Annotated in this window: 16 protein-coding genes; 1 reads left to right on the top strand and 15 read right to left on the bottom strand. The window is 28.2% G+C overall.

All coding sequences use genetic code 11. The annotated features are described in order from the left end of the window. Positions 1-8 precede the first annotated feature (8 nt). The gene (gene htpG, locus K5V21_RS15020; protein ID WP_221861977.1) at positions 9-1,889 is read right to left on the bottom strand and encodes a molecular chaperone HtpG; all 1,881 of its coding nucleotides are present in this window, start codon (positions 1,887-1,889) and stop codon (positions 9-11) included. Between the two features lie 244 nt (positions 1,890-2,133). Between htpG and K5V21_RS15025 the strand changes: the two genes are divergently transcribed. Next, on the top strand, positions 2,134-3,222 hold the full coding sequence (locus K5V21_RS15025) for a hypothetical protein (RefSeq protein WP_221861978.1): 1,089 nt from the start codon (positions 2,134-2,136) through the stop codon (positions 3,220-3,222). A 70-nt stretch (positions 3,223-3,292) separates the two neighbouring features. Here the strand turns inward: K5V21_RS15025 and K5V21_RS15030 are convergent, their stop codons facing one another. The 14 genes from K5V21_RS15030 to K5V21_RS15085 form a co-directional block, all read right to left on the bottom strand. Then, positions 3,293-6,832 (bottom strand): beta-N-acetylglucosaminidase domain-containing protein, encoded by a 3,540-nt coding sequence (locus K5V21_RS15030; protein WP_221861979.1) that lies wholly within the window; start codon positions 6,830-6,832, stop codon positions 3,293-3,295. 230 nt (positions 6,833-7,062) lie between these two features. Then, positions 7,063-7,218 (bottom strand): hypothetical protein, encoded by a 156-nt coding sequence (locus K5V21_RS15035; protein ID WP_221861980.1) that lies wholly within the window; start codon positions 7,216-7,218, stop codon positions 7,063-7,065. A gap of 31 nt (positions 7,219-7,249) precedes the next feature. Continuing rightward, the gene (locus tag K5V21_RS19570) at positions 7,250-7,378 is read right to left on the bottom strand and encodes a hypothetical protein (protein WP_279381499.1); all 129 of its coding nucleotides are present in this window, start codon (positions 7,376-7,378) and stop codon (positions 7,250-7,252) included. A 249-nt stretch (positions 7,379-7,627) separates the two neighbouring features. Next, positions 7,628-8,578 (bottom strand): glycoside hydrolase family 55 protein, encoded by a 951-nt coding sequence (locus K5V21_RS15040; protein ID WP_221861981.1) that lies wholly within the window; start codon positions 8,576-8,578, stop codon positions 7,628-7,630. 177 nt (positions 8,579-8,755) lie between these two features. Continuing rightward, positions 8,756-9,151: a zinc ribbon domain-containing protein gene (locus tag K5V21_RS15045; protein ID WP_221861982.1), complete on the bottom strand. Its 396-nt coding sequence runs from the start codon at positions 9,149-9,151 to the stop codon at positions 8,756-8,758. A gap of 141 nt (positions 9,152-9,292) precedes the next feature. Then, positions 9,293-10,129 (bottom strand): carboxylating nicotinate-nucleotide diphosphorylase, encoded by an 837-nt coding sequence (gene nadC, locus K5V21_RS15050; protein ID WP_221861983.1) that lies wholly within the window; start codon positions 10,127-10,129, stop codon positions 9,293-9,295. Next, positions 10,086-11,405 (bottom strand): L-aspartate oxidase, encoded by a 1,320-nt coding sequence (locus K5V21_RS15055; RefSeq protein ID WP_221861984.1) that lies wholly within the window; start codon positions 11,403-11,405, stop codon positions 10,086-10,088. The genes nadC and K5V21_RS15055 overlap by 44 nt, the downstream gene beginning before the upstream one ends. A 7-nt stretch (positions 11,406-11,412) precedes the next feature. Next, complete coding sequence (gene nadA / locus K5V21_RS15060) at positions 11,413-12,321, bottom strand: quinolinate synthase NadA (RefSeq protein ID WP_221861985.1); 909 nt, start codon at positions 12,319-12,321, stop codon at positions 11,413-11,415. A 233-nt stretch (positions 12,322-12,554) separates the two neighbouring features. Then, positions 12,555-13,073: a GNAT family N-acetyltransferase gene (locus K5V21_RS15065; RefSeq protein ID WP_221861987.1), complete on the bottom strand. Its 519-nt coding sequence runs from the start codon at positions 13,071-13,073 to the stop codon at positions 12,555-12,557. Positions 13,074-13,398: 325 nt separating this feature from the next. Beyond that, positions 13,399-13,713 carry a hypothetical protein gene (locus K5V21_RS15070; RefSeq protein WP_221861988.1) on the bottom strand — a complete coding sequence of 105 codons (315 nt, stop codon included), beginning with the start codon at positions 13,711-13,713 and terminating at the stop codon, positions 13,399-13,401. Between the two features lie 157 nt (positions 13,714-13,870). Continuing rightward, positions 13,871-14,644 (bottom strand): pseudouridine synthase, encoded by a 774-nt coding sequence (locus K5V21_RS15075; protein ID WP_221861989.1) that lies wholly within the window; start codon positions 14,642-14,644, stop codon positions 13,871-13,873. Between the two features lie 229 nt (positions 14,645-14,873). Then, the gene (gene rlmD, locus K5V21_RS15080; protein WP_221861991.1) at positions 14,874-16,241 is read right to left on the bottom strand and encodes a 23S rRNA (uracil(1939)-C(5))-methyltransferase RlmD; all 1,368 of its coding nucleotides are present in this window, start codon (positions 16,239-16,241) and stop codon (positions 14,874-14,876) included. A 186-nt stretch (positions 16,242-16,427) separates the two neighbouring features. After that, entirely contained in the window at positions 16,428-16,556 is a 129-nt protein-coding gene (locus tag K5V21_RS19575; protein ID WP_279381500.1) for a hypothetical protein, read from the bottom strand. Between the two features lie 116 nt (positions 16,557-16,672). Beyond that, positions 16,673-17,038: a DUF1540 domain-containing protein gene (locus K5V21_RS15085; protein ID WP_221861992.1), complete on the bottom strand. Its 366-nt coding sequence runs from the start codon at positions 17,036-17,038 to the stop codon at positions 16,673-16,675. Positions 17,039-17,067 lie beyond the last annotated feature (29 nt).

Raw genomic sequence — 17,067 nt, forward strand, 5'->3', positions numbered from 1 at the left:
TTTATTATTTATTTCATCAATTTACATATAGCATTTGTAAAATCAACTGGGTCTTTTATATCAATTCCTTCTATAAGTAATGCTTGATTATATAATAAATCTGTATATAGTTTAAACTTATCTTTATCATGCTCATATGCATCTTTTAATGCTTTAAATACATCATGATTTATATTTATTTCTAAAACTTTATCTGCCTTTACACCTGGACTGTTAGGCATAGCATTTAGAATCTTTTCCATTTCAAGAGTTATCTCACCCATAGTTGATAAACATACTGGATGATTCTTTAATATCTTTGATTCTTTTACGCTTGTAACTTTATCCTTTAATAGATCCTTCATAGCTTCAAAGATTTCTTTATTTTCTTTTTCATCTGCTTCTGATACTTCTTTATTGTCTTCTGATTCTATTCCTAAGTCTCCGCCAGATACTGATCTAAATTCTTTATCTGCATACTTAATAAGCATCTTTATAGCAAATTCATCTACATCTTCAGTAAAGTATAGAACTTCATATCCTTTATCTAATAATGCTTCTGTTTGTGGAAGTTTTTCAATTCTCTCATTTGATTCTCCAGTTGCATAATAGATATATTTTTGATCTTCTTTCATTCTTTCTACGTATTCATCTAGTGTAACTAGTTTCTTTTCTTTTGATGAGTAGAACATTAATAAATCTTGTAACACTTCTTTATTTGCTCCAAAGTCATCATATACACCATATTTTAATTGTCTTCCAAATGATTTATAGAATTTTTCATACTTTTCTCTTTCATTCTTTAGCATGTTCTTTAATTCATTTTTTATCTTATTTTTAATATTTTTAGCTATAAGTCTTAGTTGTCTATCATGCTGTAACATTTCTCTTGATATATTAAGAGATAAATCTGGTGAGTCTACTACCCCTTTAACAAAACCAAAGTAATCAGGTAATAAGTCTCCGCACTTATTCATTATTAGAACACCATTTGAATATAATTCTAATCCTTTTTCATATTCTTTTGTGTAGAAATCATATGGAGTATTTTCTGGTATAAATAATATTGCATTATAACTTATCATACCATCAACACTTATATGAATATGTTTTAAAGGCTTATCAAATCCATAATGTTTTTCTAAATAGAAATTATCATAATCTTCATCAGTAAGTTCTTTCTTATTCTTTTTCCATATAGGAACCATGCTATTTACTACTTTAAGCTCTTTAACTTCTTCGTATTCATCTTCACTACCTTCTTTAAGCTTTTTAGTAGTTATATCCATCTTTATTGGATATCTTATAAAATCTGAATACTTCTTGATCATTGCTTGTAATTTATATTCATTTAAGTATTGATCATAATCTTCATCTTCTAAATTTTCTTTTATCTTAAGAATAACTTCTGTACCTACACTATCTTTAGTGCAAGGTTCAATTGTATATCCATCTTCCCCTTCTGATTCCCACTTGTAAGCTTCATTGCTTCCAAAGGGCTTACTTATAACAGTAACTTTATCAGCTACTAGGAATGCTGAATAAAATCCAACACCAAATTGACCTATTATATTGTGTTCATCATTAACTTCATTTTCTTTCTTAAACTTTAGTGACCCACTTTGAGCTATAACACCAAGGTTATCTTCAAGATCTTCTTTTGTCATTCCAATACCAGTATCACTAATTGTTAGTGTTCTGTTTTCTTTATCAGGAGTTATCTTAATGTAGTAGTCATCTTTATTAAATTTTATGGAATCATCTACTAATGCTTTATAGTAAATTTTATCAATGGCATCACTTGCATTAGATATAAGCTCCCTTAAAAATATCTCTCTATTTGTATAGATTGAGTTAATCATAAGGTCTAATAATCTTTTAGACTCTGCTTTAAATTGTTTCTTTTCCATATCTAATTCTCCCTTCATAATAAAAACATTTACTAAATTACATATTGTAATAATTTATTTAAACCTTATAATTAGCACTCTAATCTAGAGAGTGCTAACCATACTTTTTATATAACATATTTTTAATTTTATGTCAATAAAAGTTACATTATATACATTATATATTAAAATTTCTAAATAGTAGTTGCTTAACAATTGTTATATAATGTTATTAGCTAAATATAGAAGTTAGAGGGGATACATAATGCAAAAGAAAAAACTAATAGTAATAATTTTAGGAATATGTGCAATAGCCGTAATTGGAGGATTTTCATTTAACTATTATAGGAAGGAAACTAAATTTTCTAATTATATAAGCACTGCAAATAAACTTATATCTGACGGAAACTATTCTGAAGCTACCTCAATGATAAATGAGGCTAAGGAAATAAAAAACTCTACAGAAGTAAAAGACGCCAAAAATTTACTTAAGTTAACTGAAGAACAATCAAAAATATATGACGAAGGACTAAATCTAGCTAAACAAGAAAAATACACAGAAGCAATAAATGTTCTAGAAAAAATTGATAGTAATGCTACTCAAATAAAAGATAAGGCTAATAAAGAAATAGCCTCACTAAAAAATAAACTGATATCAACATATGTTGATAATGCAACTAAGTTTATAGATAAATCTGATTTTACAAATGCTAATAAGGAGATAGATAAGATTGCATCTATCAATAGTAATGATAGTAATATACAAAAACTAAAAGATTCAATAGATTCAAAAAAGAAAGAGCTTGTAGCTACTTATAAATCAAAAGCGACTGAAGCAATTAAGAATGATAATTTTAATGCTGCTAATAAATCAATTAACAAACTTCAATCTATAGGCGCTAATGATGAAGCTATTAAAAGTTTAAAATCTAAATTAACAGATAAAGAAAAAACTCAAAAGTATTATAACTGTAGATATAGAGGTATATCAGACACTCAAAAACAAAGTACTATGTATTTTGCAGCAGCTCCTAGTAAACCATGTATAACTAGATATTATAACCCTGATTTAATGACAGAAAAAATCTTTATAGACTTCTATCATGCCAATATTGAGCCTAAATTATATGAGGGTTATTCTTATGTTTTACGTAGTACAAAGGATAATAATTATGGACTCTTATTTGTATGTGAACCTAATGAAAATTATGAGTTCAATATGGGCAAAATAGGTCAAGATGGATTATTAGATATATATAGTGACTCAGCTGCATACTGTGGAATACACGGTGATAAAGTTGTATACTATAGCTTACAAACTCAACAACCTATAGGACCTTTATTATTAAGATAATTATATTAATATATAGAATTATCTTTAAAGCGAGTCAAAAATGACTCGCTTTTTATTAAAAATATTATAATTAACCTCTCTTTTTTAATACACTTATGCCAGCTAAAATAAATCCTATTGCACCTGCCATAAATCCTAAATTATTTCTACCTGTATCAGGTATTGGTTTATTGTTATTCGCTCCTCCAGATTCTGTATTGCTATCATCTTTATCAGTTGTATCACCTGGTTTTGTATTTGGACCTTCCTCTTTATCTGTATCTCCATTATTTTCTTTATCATTCTTAACCACTAATTTATCAATTGATTCTTGCAGACTTTTAACTGCCTTATCTACTTGTTCCTGATTCACATCTTTATCATTTAATATCTCTTCTGCTTCTTTTAATGCACCTTTAACTACTTTAGCTGTCTCATCTGTATATTTTGATAAGTCTAATTTTTTTGTAGTACTAACCAAATCTTTTAATTTACTCTTATCAACTTCCTTTGGAGCTTCAACAGTACCCTCTTTAGTTATAATTTCATATATCTTAGGTAATGGTTTTGATGAATCAAATTCAAGTTTTACTTCTAATATTGTTTTTTTAACATCAAATGTTTTAAACTCTTCATCAAGCTTTCCAACTTGAATCCATTTACCATCGATACCTTTAATGCTAACTTTAGCATCGCTTATATTTTTATCATCTTGTAAAAACATTAATTCCTGAACATCTGTAACTCTACTCATCTTATAAACAATATTATCCCCAGTCTTAACTGATTCTGGAGAATATGCTGTTGAGAAATCTCCATCATAAAGGTTTTTAAATTCTCCTTTTGGATTCCCTGTAACTAACTCAACATAATCATTTCCTTCGTTCTGTACTGTTTTGTTAACTTCAATCTCATATAATTGAACCCAATAGCTTGAATTACCTTCTGTATTTGAACCGTTTGCTTTTATTCTAATGTATCTTGCCATTTTACCTTCAGCATTGATAGCTGCAACCATCTTTCCATTTTCTTCAACATACTTTAACTCACCTAATGAAGTCCAATTGTCTCCATCTACTGAGATCTCATATTCTGAATTTCTCATACGATCTGAAACAGCAAAATAAGATTTTATATCATAAAGAGGTATAACTGATCCTAAATCAACCTTAATATGATGTCCTTCAGCTGATGGTTTATTACTCCAATATTTTGTTTCCATATCTCCATCAATAGCATTTTCAATATTATTACCATCATGAGTTCCTATATTTTCCGAAATTGATAACTTAGCTTTGTATATTGGTGTGACCTCTAACTTTTTAATATCCTGAGATATACTATTATCTGAAGTATTAATAACTCTTATAAACGTAGCGGCAACATTCTCCTTTGATGTTACTACTCCATCTATCACTTCTGTTTCTGCCTTAATCCACTCAATTCCATTTAATGAATATTGAAGTTCTATATTGTCATAGTTATCAGATTTTAATTCTATTTTATCTAGCATCATAGCTTTTGGTATTGCAAATCCAATATAATCATTTTTATTCATCTTTATATTTGATACATCATTTATACTATATTTACCTGCTTGAGTTTTTACCTCTACTTTTTGTATATCCTTAACATTACTAATTACTTTAGATGATTTATCTCCATTTAGTGTCTTTGACATCATATCCTCAGCTTTTTTTATAGTATCAGAAACTAATGGCTTAAGAAGTTTAGTTCCAACATCAACTATATATTCTTTAGCTCCCTCTGACTCTATCCTATCTACAGTAAAATTATTCATTGAATCTAGTTTTTGCTTTGCTACTTTAGTATTAGTAATCCATTCTTTAATATTACCTTCTTCAGCTGCAATTATTGACTTCATAGCTGATATCCCTGATTCACTTAAAGCTTCATATGCTCCTAAAAACGGTGTGATTTCCTTAAGCAAATTCTTATTTTTTAGTTTTGACTTTAAAGTTTTTGCATCAGATTTTAAAGTGTTAAATTCATTTAATAATACAGTAGCTGCCTTCTTTATTGATTCACCCTTTTGTATTGCATTTTTAAATGAATCAATTTTCTCTTTTAAATAAACTGACTCATCAAATATAAATGGACCACTTGCTCCCCCATCATCGCTTAAGTATGAAATATTTGATGCAAATCTTTTAAATTCTTCTGATGCTTCTGGAACAAGTTCCTCAATAGACCTTTCCCAACTTTTCTGATATTTAAATTCATTTGTATTCCATGTATAATCTGCAATACTATATAATGCTACCTTTGAAGCTTCTGCTTGATTCATAGGATTTGAGAAAAATCCAGTAACATTATCTAAATCTGGATTTAAATTAGGCATTGGTGCCATTAAAAGCTTAGAATCACAATAATCATTTACTGGATAGTTCCACCAAACAGCAACATCTTTATCTACACCTGTTGCAGTTTTCGGCCATTCAAAGACTTCTTTAGATACATTTGACATAGTAGCATGTCCAGTCCACATCACTTCAATATCCTTATCTAAAGTCTGCATAAATGGTTTAAAATATCTATCTATATTAGGTCCCCAAGCTGAATTATATCTTGCTGAAATAACTATCATAGGTGCAACATCACCTTTAGCTTTAACAAACTCTTTATTTATTCTGTTAATCCACTCAGCCTGAAGTTTCCCTCTACTCCAATCATCAGTATCATCAAATAATACTCCAAATTGACGAACTCCTAAGCTATAAAGCTGCTCAAATTTATTAATTATAGCTTTATAATCTTCATCTGTAAATTGAAGCGTTGCACCTGGATGGATTGTCCAGCAAAAATTCAAATTATTATCTGTCCCTGCCTTTGCAAGTTCTGCAATTTCTTTTGCCTTATCTTCTGGATATAACTTTTTCCACTCTGCTCTATGATATATATCATCTTTCGGAGCATATATATAGGTATTCATTTTATATTCACTGGTATCTTTCATAAGGCTTTTTCTATCTTCATGACTCCAAGGAGTTCCATAAAATCCTTCAATAAATCCTCTATGCTTAATCTCTGGATTATCTGATATAACAACCTCAGCTATTTTATTTGAACCAGTTGATTGATCTAATATTTGATCTAATGTTAATACACCATAATAAACACCATCTTTATCAGTTCCCGTAATTTTTATAATTCCATTTTTATTTACATCATCACTTGTACTAAGTATATATCCCTCTTCCTTTTTAAGAGTCCCTAATTTATCAGCTATTCCTTCAGTACAATCATCACAATGTTCTTTATCAGATGATAAAATTATATTTGCTTTTTTATCATCTACTTTTTCAGTTACTTCATATGAAATCTTATGTTTATCTAGACTCTTCTTAAGTCTCGGTAATGTTGCTTTTTCTTGCTCTCCATGAACAACAATATTTACCTTTCCTTTAAGTTTAAACTCTTCTTGTGATTTATACTCTATCTTCTGAGGCAATGGATATATATCAAGTTTTTTATTAACTATATCCACAGGTTCTTTAGTTGCTGTCATCCCATAAGCTAATGGTGTTGCAAAAGTAGTAATTCCAAGTGATAAAAAGCATGTAGTTGCTACCCCTATCTTCAAAGCTTTTTTCTTTTTATTTCTAAGCATATTATTTCTCCTTAAATTTATTATTTTATAAAACTATAAAATTAACTATTACAATTTATTTATACAATATTTTCCATTAATTTCATATAGAATATTTTTACTTATATTGCACTTTATTTCAAAATTATTATTAATTTAAATTTAGTATTATATATGCTCACAAAAAAAGGTTAAGACTATGTTATCAATAACATAGTCTTAACCTTTAACATCTCTTTAGTTTTTTCTAATTACTTATCAAATAAGCCTCCACCATTACCAGTTTTAACACCCTTAGAAGCTATATTTCCTATACTCTTTTTAGCTTTCATACTATTTTTAGTACTAGAACTTTTCTTCTTCTTTTCTTCTATAAGCTTTTTCATCATTTCTATATTTTTATTCATACTATATATCCTCTTTTATAAATACCTAATACTAGTGAGTATTGCTTGCACCAGCACTTTGCTTTCCGTATCTATCTGGTATTTTCTTTCCTGATTTTTTGGTTACCTTTGCTTTCTTTTCTTCTAAAAGCTTTTTCATCATCTCTACATTTTTATTCATTATAAAATCCTTCTTTCAATGTAGTCTTCTACATCATCTTATTTTACTTGTCTTTTATTTTAAATAAATGATATCATACATTATATTTACTTAAATCAACGAAAATCAATTCATCTAAACACTTCTAATATATTTAGTGGTATCTAAATATATTAATTATAATCATATTACTATAAATGAGTATCAATGTATAGTTTAACCTAAACTAAGAGTTACATATATGAGTAGTTATTCTTATATCTAAATATTTTATATATTATTATTAAGTACTAATGTACCATCATTTATTATTGCTGGTTTGGTATAGAAAAATGATGATGTAATCATATTTTTATTTACTTCTCCATTTGCAGTTATAGTCCATGTACCACCTTCACAAGCACTAAGTATAATCCCTTTAGATTTATTTATTTTTATATCTCCATCATAAAATTGACATCCTACAAACATATATCCAACATCAACATTATTGCATACAAGAGACTCATCTAAATTATGATTAAATTGACATGAAACAGCGCTACCATGTGAATTGTTTGGATAATCAGAACCCCCAACTACATACATACCTGATTTATTTCTATTAAAAGAACAGTTAGAAAACATATTATTTCCTCCAGCATTTACGCATCCTATATTATTCTTAGCTGAAGTTATATTTGTAAACTGAACATATTCAGCTCTTTTATCTAATGTTACTCCATAACTATTCTTTTCAAATCTACAATCTCTAACATGTAGATTCTTATAATACTGTGATATATTATTATATCCTATTTCAGTACAATACAACCCACTTTTATCAAAACCTTCAACTAAAATATTATCTAATAATACTCTTTCACATTTCTTAACATATATCCCTATATGTTCTCCTCTATTTGGACAGTATTCTTCCATATTAAATCCCTTTACTTTTATATTACTTATAATAGCATTTACACCATCTCCTATAAATAGACAATGCTTATTTATAATATCTTCATTTAATATTATAGTTGAACCTAAAGTGCCTACTATATGGGTATTATTCCTTATAATCAAACTTTCAGTTAAAAACTCTCCCTTAGGTATAAATACTATCTCACCCTTATCTGCACATTCATCAATTATTGATTGTAATTTAGTATTTAGTGTGACTCCATCTCCTATACATCCTCTTTCTATTATGTCTACAAAACCCTTTTTTAAATTTTTCATCTTTATTACCTCTCTATCATAAAATTTCTAAGAGACATAGCTCTCATCTTTTATATATGCATGAAGATGAATTTACTAAAAAATAAATAAAGAAAAACCCAAATATATTTTCATACTTGGATTTTTCTTTAATAAGCTAATTATTTATAGCTTAATTTCCTTTACTTTTATTATCCCTTATTTAATCTTTGTTCCACAATAAGGACAATATTTAAAATCTCCTTCTAACGTTCTTCCACATGAAGGACATATATTCTTAGGTGAGTAATAGTGGTTATCAGAATGTCCATTATCTATTTCATTTAAATCCCAATATGTTATATCTACATCCTCACCATTTTCAATTTTCTTTCCTTTATCCTTTGGAATTTCATATATAGTACTACATCTATTACACTTGATATAATACATCTCATTCCATTTAAATATGGGTATAAAGAAAAACTGAAACAAACTAAATGTTTTTATAAGTTGTCCAGTAGTATTAAAATTACAAACCTTACAGGATATATTATTTAATGTTTTTATTTCTTTCTGACCACTCTCTATTCCAAATATGCCTATAAAAAACATAATTTCATCTCCATATTAAAATATTTATATAAAATAATTTTATCATAAAAATAAAAGATATAATAATTTAATATCATACCTCTTATTTCTAAATTCCATTCTATATAATTCTCAATTCAAATTATTATACTCTATATAAAATTACATACCTCTTAGATTCTTCATACTTATATCTAGTACTTTAAATGAATGAGTTAGAGCACCTGTAGATATAAAGTCCAATCCAGTTTCTGCAATATCAGTTATTGTATCTAATGTAATATTCCCTGATGCCTCTATCATAGCTCTATTATTTATAATTTTTACTGATTCTCTTAAAGTTTCTAAATCCATATTATCAAGCATAATAATATCTGCTCCAGCTTCTAGTGCTTCATTAACTTGATCTATAGTTTCTACCTCAACTTCTATCTTCCTAACAAATGGAGCTTTTTCTCTTATTAGATCGACTGCATTTCTAACTCCACCAGCAGCTGCAATATGATTATCTTTTATTAATACTCCATCATTTAGTCCAAATCTATGGTTATTTCCTCCCCCTATTGTTACTGCATATTTTTCAAATATCCTCATATTTGGAGTAGTCTTTCTAGTATCTAAAAGTTTTACTTTACTTCCTTCTAACTTATCCACAAACTCCCTTGTAAGAGTCGCTATCCCACTCATTCTTTGAATAAAGTTTAAAGCTGTTCTCTCTCCAATTAATAGATTTTTAGTGAGTCCTAGAACCTCCCCAAATCTTTCGCCTGATTTAACTCTATCTCCATCCTTTACATACAAGTTCACTTGTACATCCCCAAGAATATTAAAAACCATTTTAAATACTTCAAGTCCAGCTATTATCCCATCTTCCTTAGCTATTAAATCTACTATAGCCCTGTCTTTATCATTCAGTATAGCTTCTGTTGTTATATCTCCATATTGTAAATCTTCATTAAGAGCTCTTTTTACAATATCCTCTACTAATAACCAATTCATCTCTTATATCCCCTCTTAATTCATAAATTGTTTTAGTCAAAATTCTACTATTTAAGCCTCTATAATAATCTATATCAACATACGATTTTTTTACTTTAATTGTTTTAACACCTTTTATTTCATTATTAATTTTTTTAGCACCTCTTCTTGAAAATACTAGAGCTTCTAATAATGAGTTACTAGCTAATCTATTAGCACCATGAACTCCAGTACAACTGACTTCCCCAAAAGCATATAAATTTTTCATAGATGTTTGTCCATATAAATCAACGTCTATTCCCCCCATAAAATAATGCTGAGTTGGAGCTACTGGAATAGGCGCTTTACATATATCTATTCCTCTCTCTAAACATTTCTTATATATATTAGGAAATCTATTTATTATAAAATCCCTATCCATAAAACTAATATCAAGATATACATTTTCTGAATTATTCATTCTCATTTCTTCATATATACACTTAGTCACAACATCCCTTGGAAGTAATTCATCTACAAATCTCTTACCTTTATTATTTATTAATTTTCCTCCTTCACCTCTTAATGACTCTGAAATTAAAAACTTTTTACTTCTAGATTTACCATCGAAAAGTGCTGTAGGATGAAATTGAATATAATCTAATCTGCTAACTTTTATTTCATTTCTTATTGCTACACCTATACTATCTCCTGTAAGTATTCTTTCGTTAGTAGAGTTTTTGAATATACCTCCAATACCTCCAGTAGCTAATATGGTCGTTCTAGCATATATATTTATTACTTCATTATCTTTAACACAAACTATACCAACACAAGTATTATTTACTTTTAATATATCTATCATTTCACAGTTTTCATATAAATTTATATTATCTCTAATTATCACGTTATTTAGAAGTGTATCCTCTACTTTTTTACCTGTTATATCTTCATAATAAACAATCCTATTTATGCTGTGAGCTCCCTCACGAGTAAATAATAACTCTCCATTACTCTTCTCAAACTCCATACCTAATGTTGATAATTTATTTATATTATCTATAGATTCTTCTGCCAATATTCTAACTGAATCAATATTATTTTCATACTTTCCAGCCTTTAAAGTATCATTAATAAATGAATCAATATCATCTTCTCCTCTAGCTACAGCTATCCCCCCCTGAGCTAGAGATGTATTACATTCATCTAATTTTCCTTTTGAAATCATAGTTATATTTAAATTTTGACTTAGATTTAAAGCAGTATATAACCCTGATACTCCAGTCCCAACTATCAAAATATCAGTAACCATATCCATAATAGATTTAACCTCCAAGCTTATGCATATTTTTTAAAGCAGTACTTGCTTTTATTCTTATATCTTCTTTAAGTTCTATTTTATTTTTCATATTTAAAAGACTATTATATACATCCTCTAATCTTGTCTTTTTCATATTAACGCACACCATACTTCCACCTGGCATATAAAACTCCTTATTATCTTTAGAATCCATTTGATGAAGAACTCCTTCCTCTGTTACAATAAGGAATTTCTTATTAGAGCTTGTATTAACAAAATTTATAATCTCTCCAGTACTTCCAATAAAATCTGATTCATCTCTAATTTCCTTTTCGCATTCTGGATGTGTAACTATTACCATATCCTTATGTATATCCTTAGCTTGTATAATTTCTTTATGCCTAACCCTTTTATGAGTTATACAGAATCCGTTCCATATAATAAATTTCTTTTCAGGAACTTGTTCTTGTATATATTCTCCTAAATTTTTATCTGGCAAGAATATTATCTCTTCCTCATCTATATTTCTTATAATATTCAATGCATTAGATGACGTACAACATACATCTGATAGTGCTTTTACTTCTGCTGAAGAATTTATATAACATACAACCTTTGCTTTAGGATGTTTTTTCTTTAATTCCTCTACCTCATGTCCTTCTGCCATATCTGCCATTGGACATCCTGCATCCATTACTGGTAGTATAACTGTTTTTTCTGGTGAAAGTATCTTTGCACTTTCAGCCATAAATTTAACTCCACAAAATACTATTACCTGCTCATTGCAATCTTTAGCTACTTTGCTAAGATAGTAAGAATCTCCAACTGCATCAGCTATATCTTGAATTTCACCCCTTTGATAATAATGAGCTAATATTTTAGCCCCTCTTTTCTTTTTTAGCTGTAATATTTTATCTTTTAAATTATTCTCCATATTATCCCCCATAAGCTAAACACTTTATATATACATTTATTTTTACAAGTGTATATACACCTATTGTATATACTATATCATCAAACTTATGGTATATCAACTCAATAATTCCTAATCTTTCTAATATTCATATCATTTACTTTAAAGTAATCTCTATTAACTATATAAATTTATACAAAATTTAAAAGCACCAATTTATATTAATCGGTGCTTTACTATATATATCAAACATTTTATTCAAAAAATTCTTTAGCATAGATAACTTCTCCACTAACATCCTTCAATCCATTATCTATAAGTTCAATTGCCATAAAGTTTTCATCTGGTACTTCAAAAGGGGCTTTTATTCTCCATTTACTGGCAGCTACATATCCAAAACGTGAATAATAATTAGGATCTCCAAGTATAATTACACTACTATATCCTAAATCCTTTGCTATTTTATGACCTTCTAAAATCAGCTCTCTTCCTATTCCCATTCCATGGTACTTAGGTAATACTGAAAGTGGAGCAAGAGCTAGTGATGTATGTTCACCTATTTTTATTTTAGTAATCATAATATGACCTATTATCTTTTCATCACCTTCTACAACAAGTGATAACTCTTTAATAAAAGCATCACTATTTCTTAATCTATTTACAAGGTTATGCTCATTATGATCTGTATGCTCTGCATTTTCAAATGCTAATCTAACAACATCATAAACCTCATTAAAATCTTTATTATTTTCTTCTCTAATCATTATATCCATTAAATTTACCTCCCATAACTACTTAAGAAATCATTTAATTCTCAATTATGTATTTGGATCCAAAACTATACTGATTATCTTGTTAGGAATTAAATATACAATTTCTCCGTTTTTTCTCCTTTAAACTCTATTCCTTTTGATGTTTCCTTTATTAATTATACTATAATTTAACATAATGATATAAGGAATAAAAATGATGTGAGTTTAATATTACTCTATAATTAGTACTTTTAAATTCTTTAATTAGTAAAAATAGAATAATTAAAGCTGATTTCTGTTTAATACAGAAACCAGCTTTTTAGGCATAAATAAATATATAATTTTATTATTTTTCTTCAATCTTTTCAACTTCTTCAACAACTACATTATTAGTAGTTACTTTTGATTTATTACTATCTAACTTTTGTAGTATGATTCCTAATGAAACTAAAACAATTGCATAGAATCCATATTGAGCACAATTTGTCATATAATAACTTATGATATTAAATGCATTCCCTTCCTTTACCAATGCACCTTGTGCAACCATTTGCGAAATATATTCGTGACAACTTACTATTGCCCAAACCATATAGATAAGTACTATTACAGCTATTATATATAGTATAATGCTTGCTATATTTATTTTTTTCTTCTTCATAATTCCTATCATCCTTTCAAATAATTTATTACTTAATAAAAAAATATATTATGTTTTATATTATTTATTATATCAAAAATATCCTATATTTAGTGTGAATTAAAATTCACATAGACTTTTTTATAAGTTTTAATATAATATTATAAATATTCTAACTTTACTCTAATAATTTTTGAATCTCTTCTTCCATTAAATGCCTATACTTACCTTTTTCTAATGTCTTATCTAATACTACATCACCAATTGCAACTCTTTTTAAGTACATTACATAGCATCCTACTGCCTTTAGCATACGTTTAACTTGATGTTTTCTGCCTTCTGATATAGTAAGATAGCACGCCACAACAGGTTGATTGTATTTACTCTCATCTACGTTACATAAGTTATCAATTTTTTCTTTAAGATCTTTATAAAATCCTGAATTTACAACTTTTATTTTAGCAGGCTTAGTTAATATCTCCCCTTTATTAATGTAAACTCCTTCTTCTAATTTCTTTATTTCTTCTCCACTTAGAGAACCTAAAGCCCAAAAGAAATAAGTCTTTTCCATATGCTTTTCTGGATACATTAATTTATGCTCAAATTCACCATCATTAGTAAATAACAATAATCCCTCTGTATCTTTGTCTAATCTACCAACGTGGAATATACCTTTTTTATCTGACTCATCAAATAAATCAAATACAGTTTTATTCTCTATATCGCTCTTTGCAGTGATATATCCTGCTGGTTTATTAAGCATGTAATATACTTTTTCAGCATAATATACTCTCTCATCAAGATATTCAATAACATCTAATTTCTCATCTATATCTATTGCAGGTATTATTACCACTTCTCCATTAACCTTAACTTTACCTTCTTTAATATAAATCCTAACTTCTTTACGCTTTCCAATAGATGCTTGTGCTAAAAATTTATCTAATCTCATATTTATCACTTCTTTTCCTTTGAATAATAATTTATATCTGACTTTATTAGATATATCCCTGAAATATAAGAAAATATTAGTTATCTATACAGTCTTTACTTAGGCTTCTTCTAACCTTCCAAAAATTCATTTAAAAATTAAACCACAAACTTCCAAAATATTTTCAACCTACAAAAACTCACTAAAAAAGATGAGTGGTAATAATATTAATCACTCATCTTTAAAATAATTATTTTCTAACAAGTCTTGCTACATTTTCTATATGCGCAGTTTGAGGGAACATATCAACCGGTTGAACCTTCTCTGTTCTATATCCAAGCTCATCTAATATCTTTAAATCTCTAGCTAATGTACTTGGATCACAAGATACATATACTACTCTCTCTGGCTTAGTTTCACCTATAGCTTTTAATAACTTAATATCGCAGCCTTTTCTTGGCGGGTCAACAACTATTACGTCAGCCTTAACCCCTTCCTTTATAAGCTTTGGAATAACCTCTTCTGATTTTCCTACAAAGAATTCTGCATTAGATACACAATTCATCTTAGCATTTTCCCTTGCATTTACTATAGCAGGTTCTACAATCTCAACTCCATAAACCTTCTTCGCCTTTTGTGATAGGAATAATGTTATTGAACCTGTTCCGCAATAAGCATCAAATACAGTTTCTTCTCCTGCAAGCTCTGCATATTCTAAAGTCTTTCCATATAACACTTCAGTTTGTTCAGGATTTACTTGGAAGAATGAAAGTGGTGATATATTAAACTTAAACTCTCCAATATAATCTTTTATATAATCTTCTCCCCATAATGTGTAGAATTCTGGTGTAAGTATCACGTTCGTATCTCTAGAGTTAATGTTAAGTATTATGCTCTTTAAACCTTCAATATGGAATTCAAGCTTTCTAATAAGCTCGTTCATATGAGTTAAATCTTTTCTAGTTGCAATTATAACTACCATTACTTCACCAGTTTTAAAGCCTTTTCTAATCATTACATGTCTAAGAAGTCCTTTTTTATTAAATTTACCATCAACAAAAGCTGGCATTATGTTAAATTCTTCAATCCATTCTCTTGTTATCTTGCTTATTTTATTTGCATCTTCCTCTTGGATTAAGCACTCTTCTATATCTATAATATCATGGCTCCTTGGTGCATAGAAACCTAGTGCTGGTTTACCTTTAACCATACCTATAGGCAATTGAACTTTGTTTCTATATTCATATGGCTTCTCTTCCATACCAATTGGATATTCAACTAACTCTTCTGAAAGCCCACCTATCTTCTTAATGCAATCTTTCACTCGCTCCCATTTAAAATCTAATTGAGTTTTATAGTCCATATGTTGCAATTTACATCCACCACATCTTTTAAAATACTCACATTTAGGCTCTACTCTACCCTCTGACTTTTCTATAACCTCTAAAAGTTTTCCATATGCAAAATTTTTATTTACCTTAACTACTTTAACTTTTACCTTTTCGCCCTTTAAAGCACCTTCTATAAAAATAGGATATCCATCAACCTTAGCTATTCCTTCACCTTCATAACCCTGAGATACTATATCTAAAATGTATTCCGTGTTTTTTACAACCATTTTAATCCACCTTTTTCTTACGATTTAATATTGATTAATTATATCATAATTTTAGCATATATTGTGAGTAGCATTTACTTCTTACTTTTTAATTTAAATTTATTATAATAAATAACCTACAATAAGTTTTTAATGTAATAAAAAAGACTACTGATTTAAATCAGTAGTCAAATTTTAAACGATTACTTATGCTTTTCTAACCTTTGATGAAAGTAATATTAATCCTCCAACACTTACAAGTACAGCAGCACCTACTCCTAGTATTTTTGTAGTATTTTTCTTGTTACAAGATACTAAAGCTTTAAAATCTTTCATATTGCTACACCTCACCTTAAAATTATTCTTTCGGTAAATATGTTCTTAGTTTATATTATGATTTTACCCTCTTATTGCTTTCTTAATCTACAATTTTTATAATTTTTAAGGTTAATTTAATATGACTCTATAAAAGTTTCGCACTGAGTCTCTGCACTTTCTCTTGGCATATTACCAACTATTATTAAGTTTCTTGCTTCACACTTTCCATCACCATTATAAAAACACTTTCTAGCGCTGCAAGATACATTAGGTGAGAATTTCACTTCACCCGGTCCACTTAAAATTTGCATTATTTCACCAAAGAAATCTGTATTAGTAACAGCTTTCACTTCATTTGCAATTGTATCTATCCTAAAATTACTACAATATGTTTGGCTGGATGTATATGCACTGTCACCTTCTACTAATATATATTCTGCACCACATAATCCACCTTCATTATTAACACAATTATGTGCTGTGCATCCCAATGTATTCATTAATAATCACACTCCCTTTTACAATATAT

Source organism: Clostridium sardiniense (assembly GCF_019753795.1).
In the GTDB taxonomy this organism is placed as follows: Bacteria; Bacillota; Clostridia; order Clostridiales; family Clostridiaceae; genus Clostridium; species Clostridium sardiniense.

Coding starts and splice junctions, on each gene's coding strand:
- htpG (WP_221861977.1), bottom strand. CDS start 1,889: ATGGAAAAGAAACAATTTAAAGCAGAGTCTAAAAGATTATTAGACCTT.
- K5V21_RS15025 (WP_221861978.1), top strand. CDS start 2,134: ATGCAAAAGAAAAAACTAATAGTAATAATTTTAGGAATATGTGCAATA.
- K5V21_RS15030 (WP_221861979.1), bottom strand. CDS start 6,832: ATGCTTAGAAATAAAAAGAAAAAAGCTTTGAAGATAGGGGTAGCAACT.
- K5V21_RS15035 (WP_221861980.1), bottom strand. CDS start 7,218: ATGAATAAAAATATAGAAATGATGAAAAAGCTTATAGAAGAAAAGAAG.
- K5V21_RS19570 (WP_279381499.1), bottom strand. CDS start 7,378: ATGAATAAAAATGTAGAGATGATGAAAAAGCTTTTAGAAGAAAAGAAA.
- K5V21_RS15040 (WP_221861981.1), bottom strand. CDS start 8,578: ATGAAAAATTTAAAAAAGGGTTTTGTAGACATAATAGAAAGAGGATGT.
- K5V21_RS15045 (WP_221861982.1), bottom strand. CDS start 9,151: ATGTTTTTTATAGGCATATTTGGAATAGAGAGTGGTCAGAAAGAAATA.
- nadC (WP_221861983.1), bottom strand. CDS start 10,129: ATGAATTGGTTATTAGTAGAGGATATTGTAAAAAGAGCTCTTAATGAA.
- K5V21_RS15055 (WP_221861984.1), bottom strand. CDS start 11,405: ATGGATATGGTTACTGATATTTTGATAGTTGGGACTGGAGTATCAGGG.
- nadA (WP_221861985.1), bottom strand. CDS start 12,321: ATGGAGAATAATTTAAAAGATAAAATATTACAGCTAAAAAAGAAAAGA.
- K5V21_RS15065 (WP_221861987.1), bottom strand. CDS start 13,073: ATGGATATAATGATTAGAGAAGAAAATAATAAAGATTTTAATGAGGTT.
- K5V21_RS15070 (WP_221861988.1), bottom strand. CDS start 13,713: ATGAAGAAGAAAAAAATAAATATAGCAAGCATTATACTATATATAATA.
- K5V21_RS15075 (WP_221861989.1), bottom strand. CDS start 14,644: ATGAGATTAGATAAATTTTTAGCACAAGCATCTATTGGAAAGCGTAAA.
- rlmD (WP_221861991.1), bottom strand. CDS start 16,241: ATGGTTGTAAAAAACACGGAATACATTTTAGATATAGTATCTCAGGGT.
- K5V21_RS19575 (WP_279381500.1), bottom strand. CDS start 16,556: ATGAAAGATTTTAAAGCTTTAGTATCTTGTAACAAGAAAAATACTACA.
- K5V21_RS15085 (WP_221861992.1), bottom strand. CDS start 17,038: ATGAATACATTGGGATGCACAGCACATAATTGTGTTAATAATGAAGGT.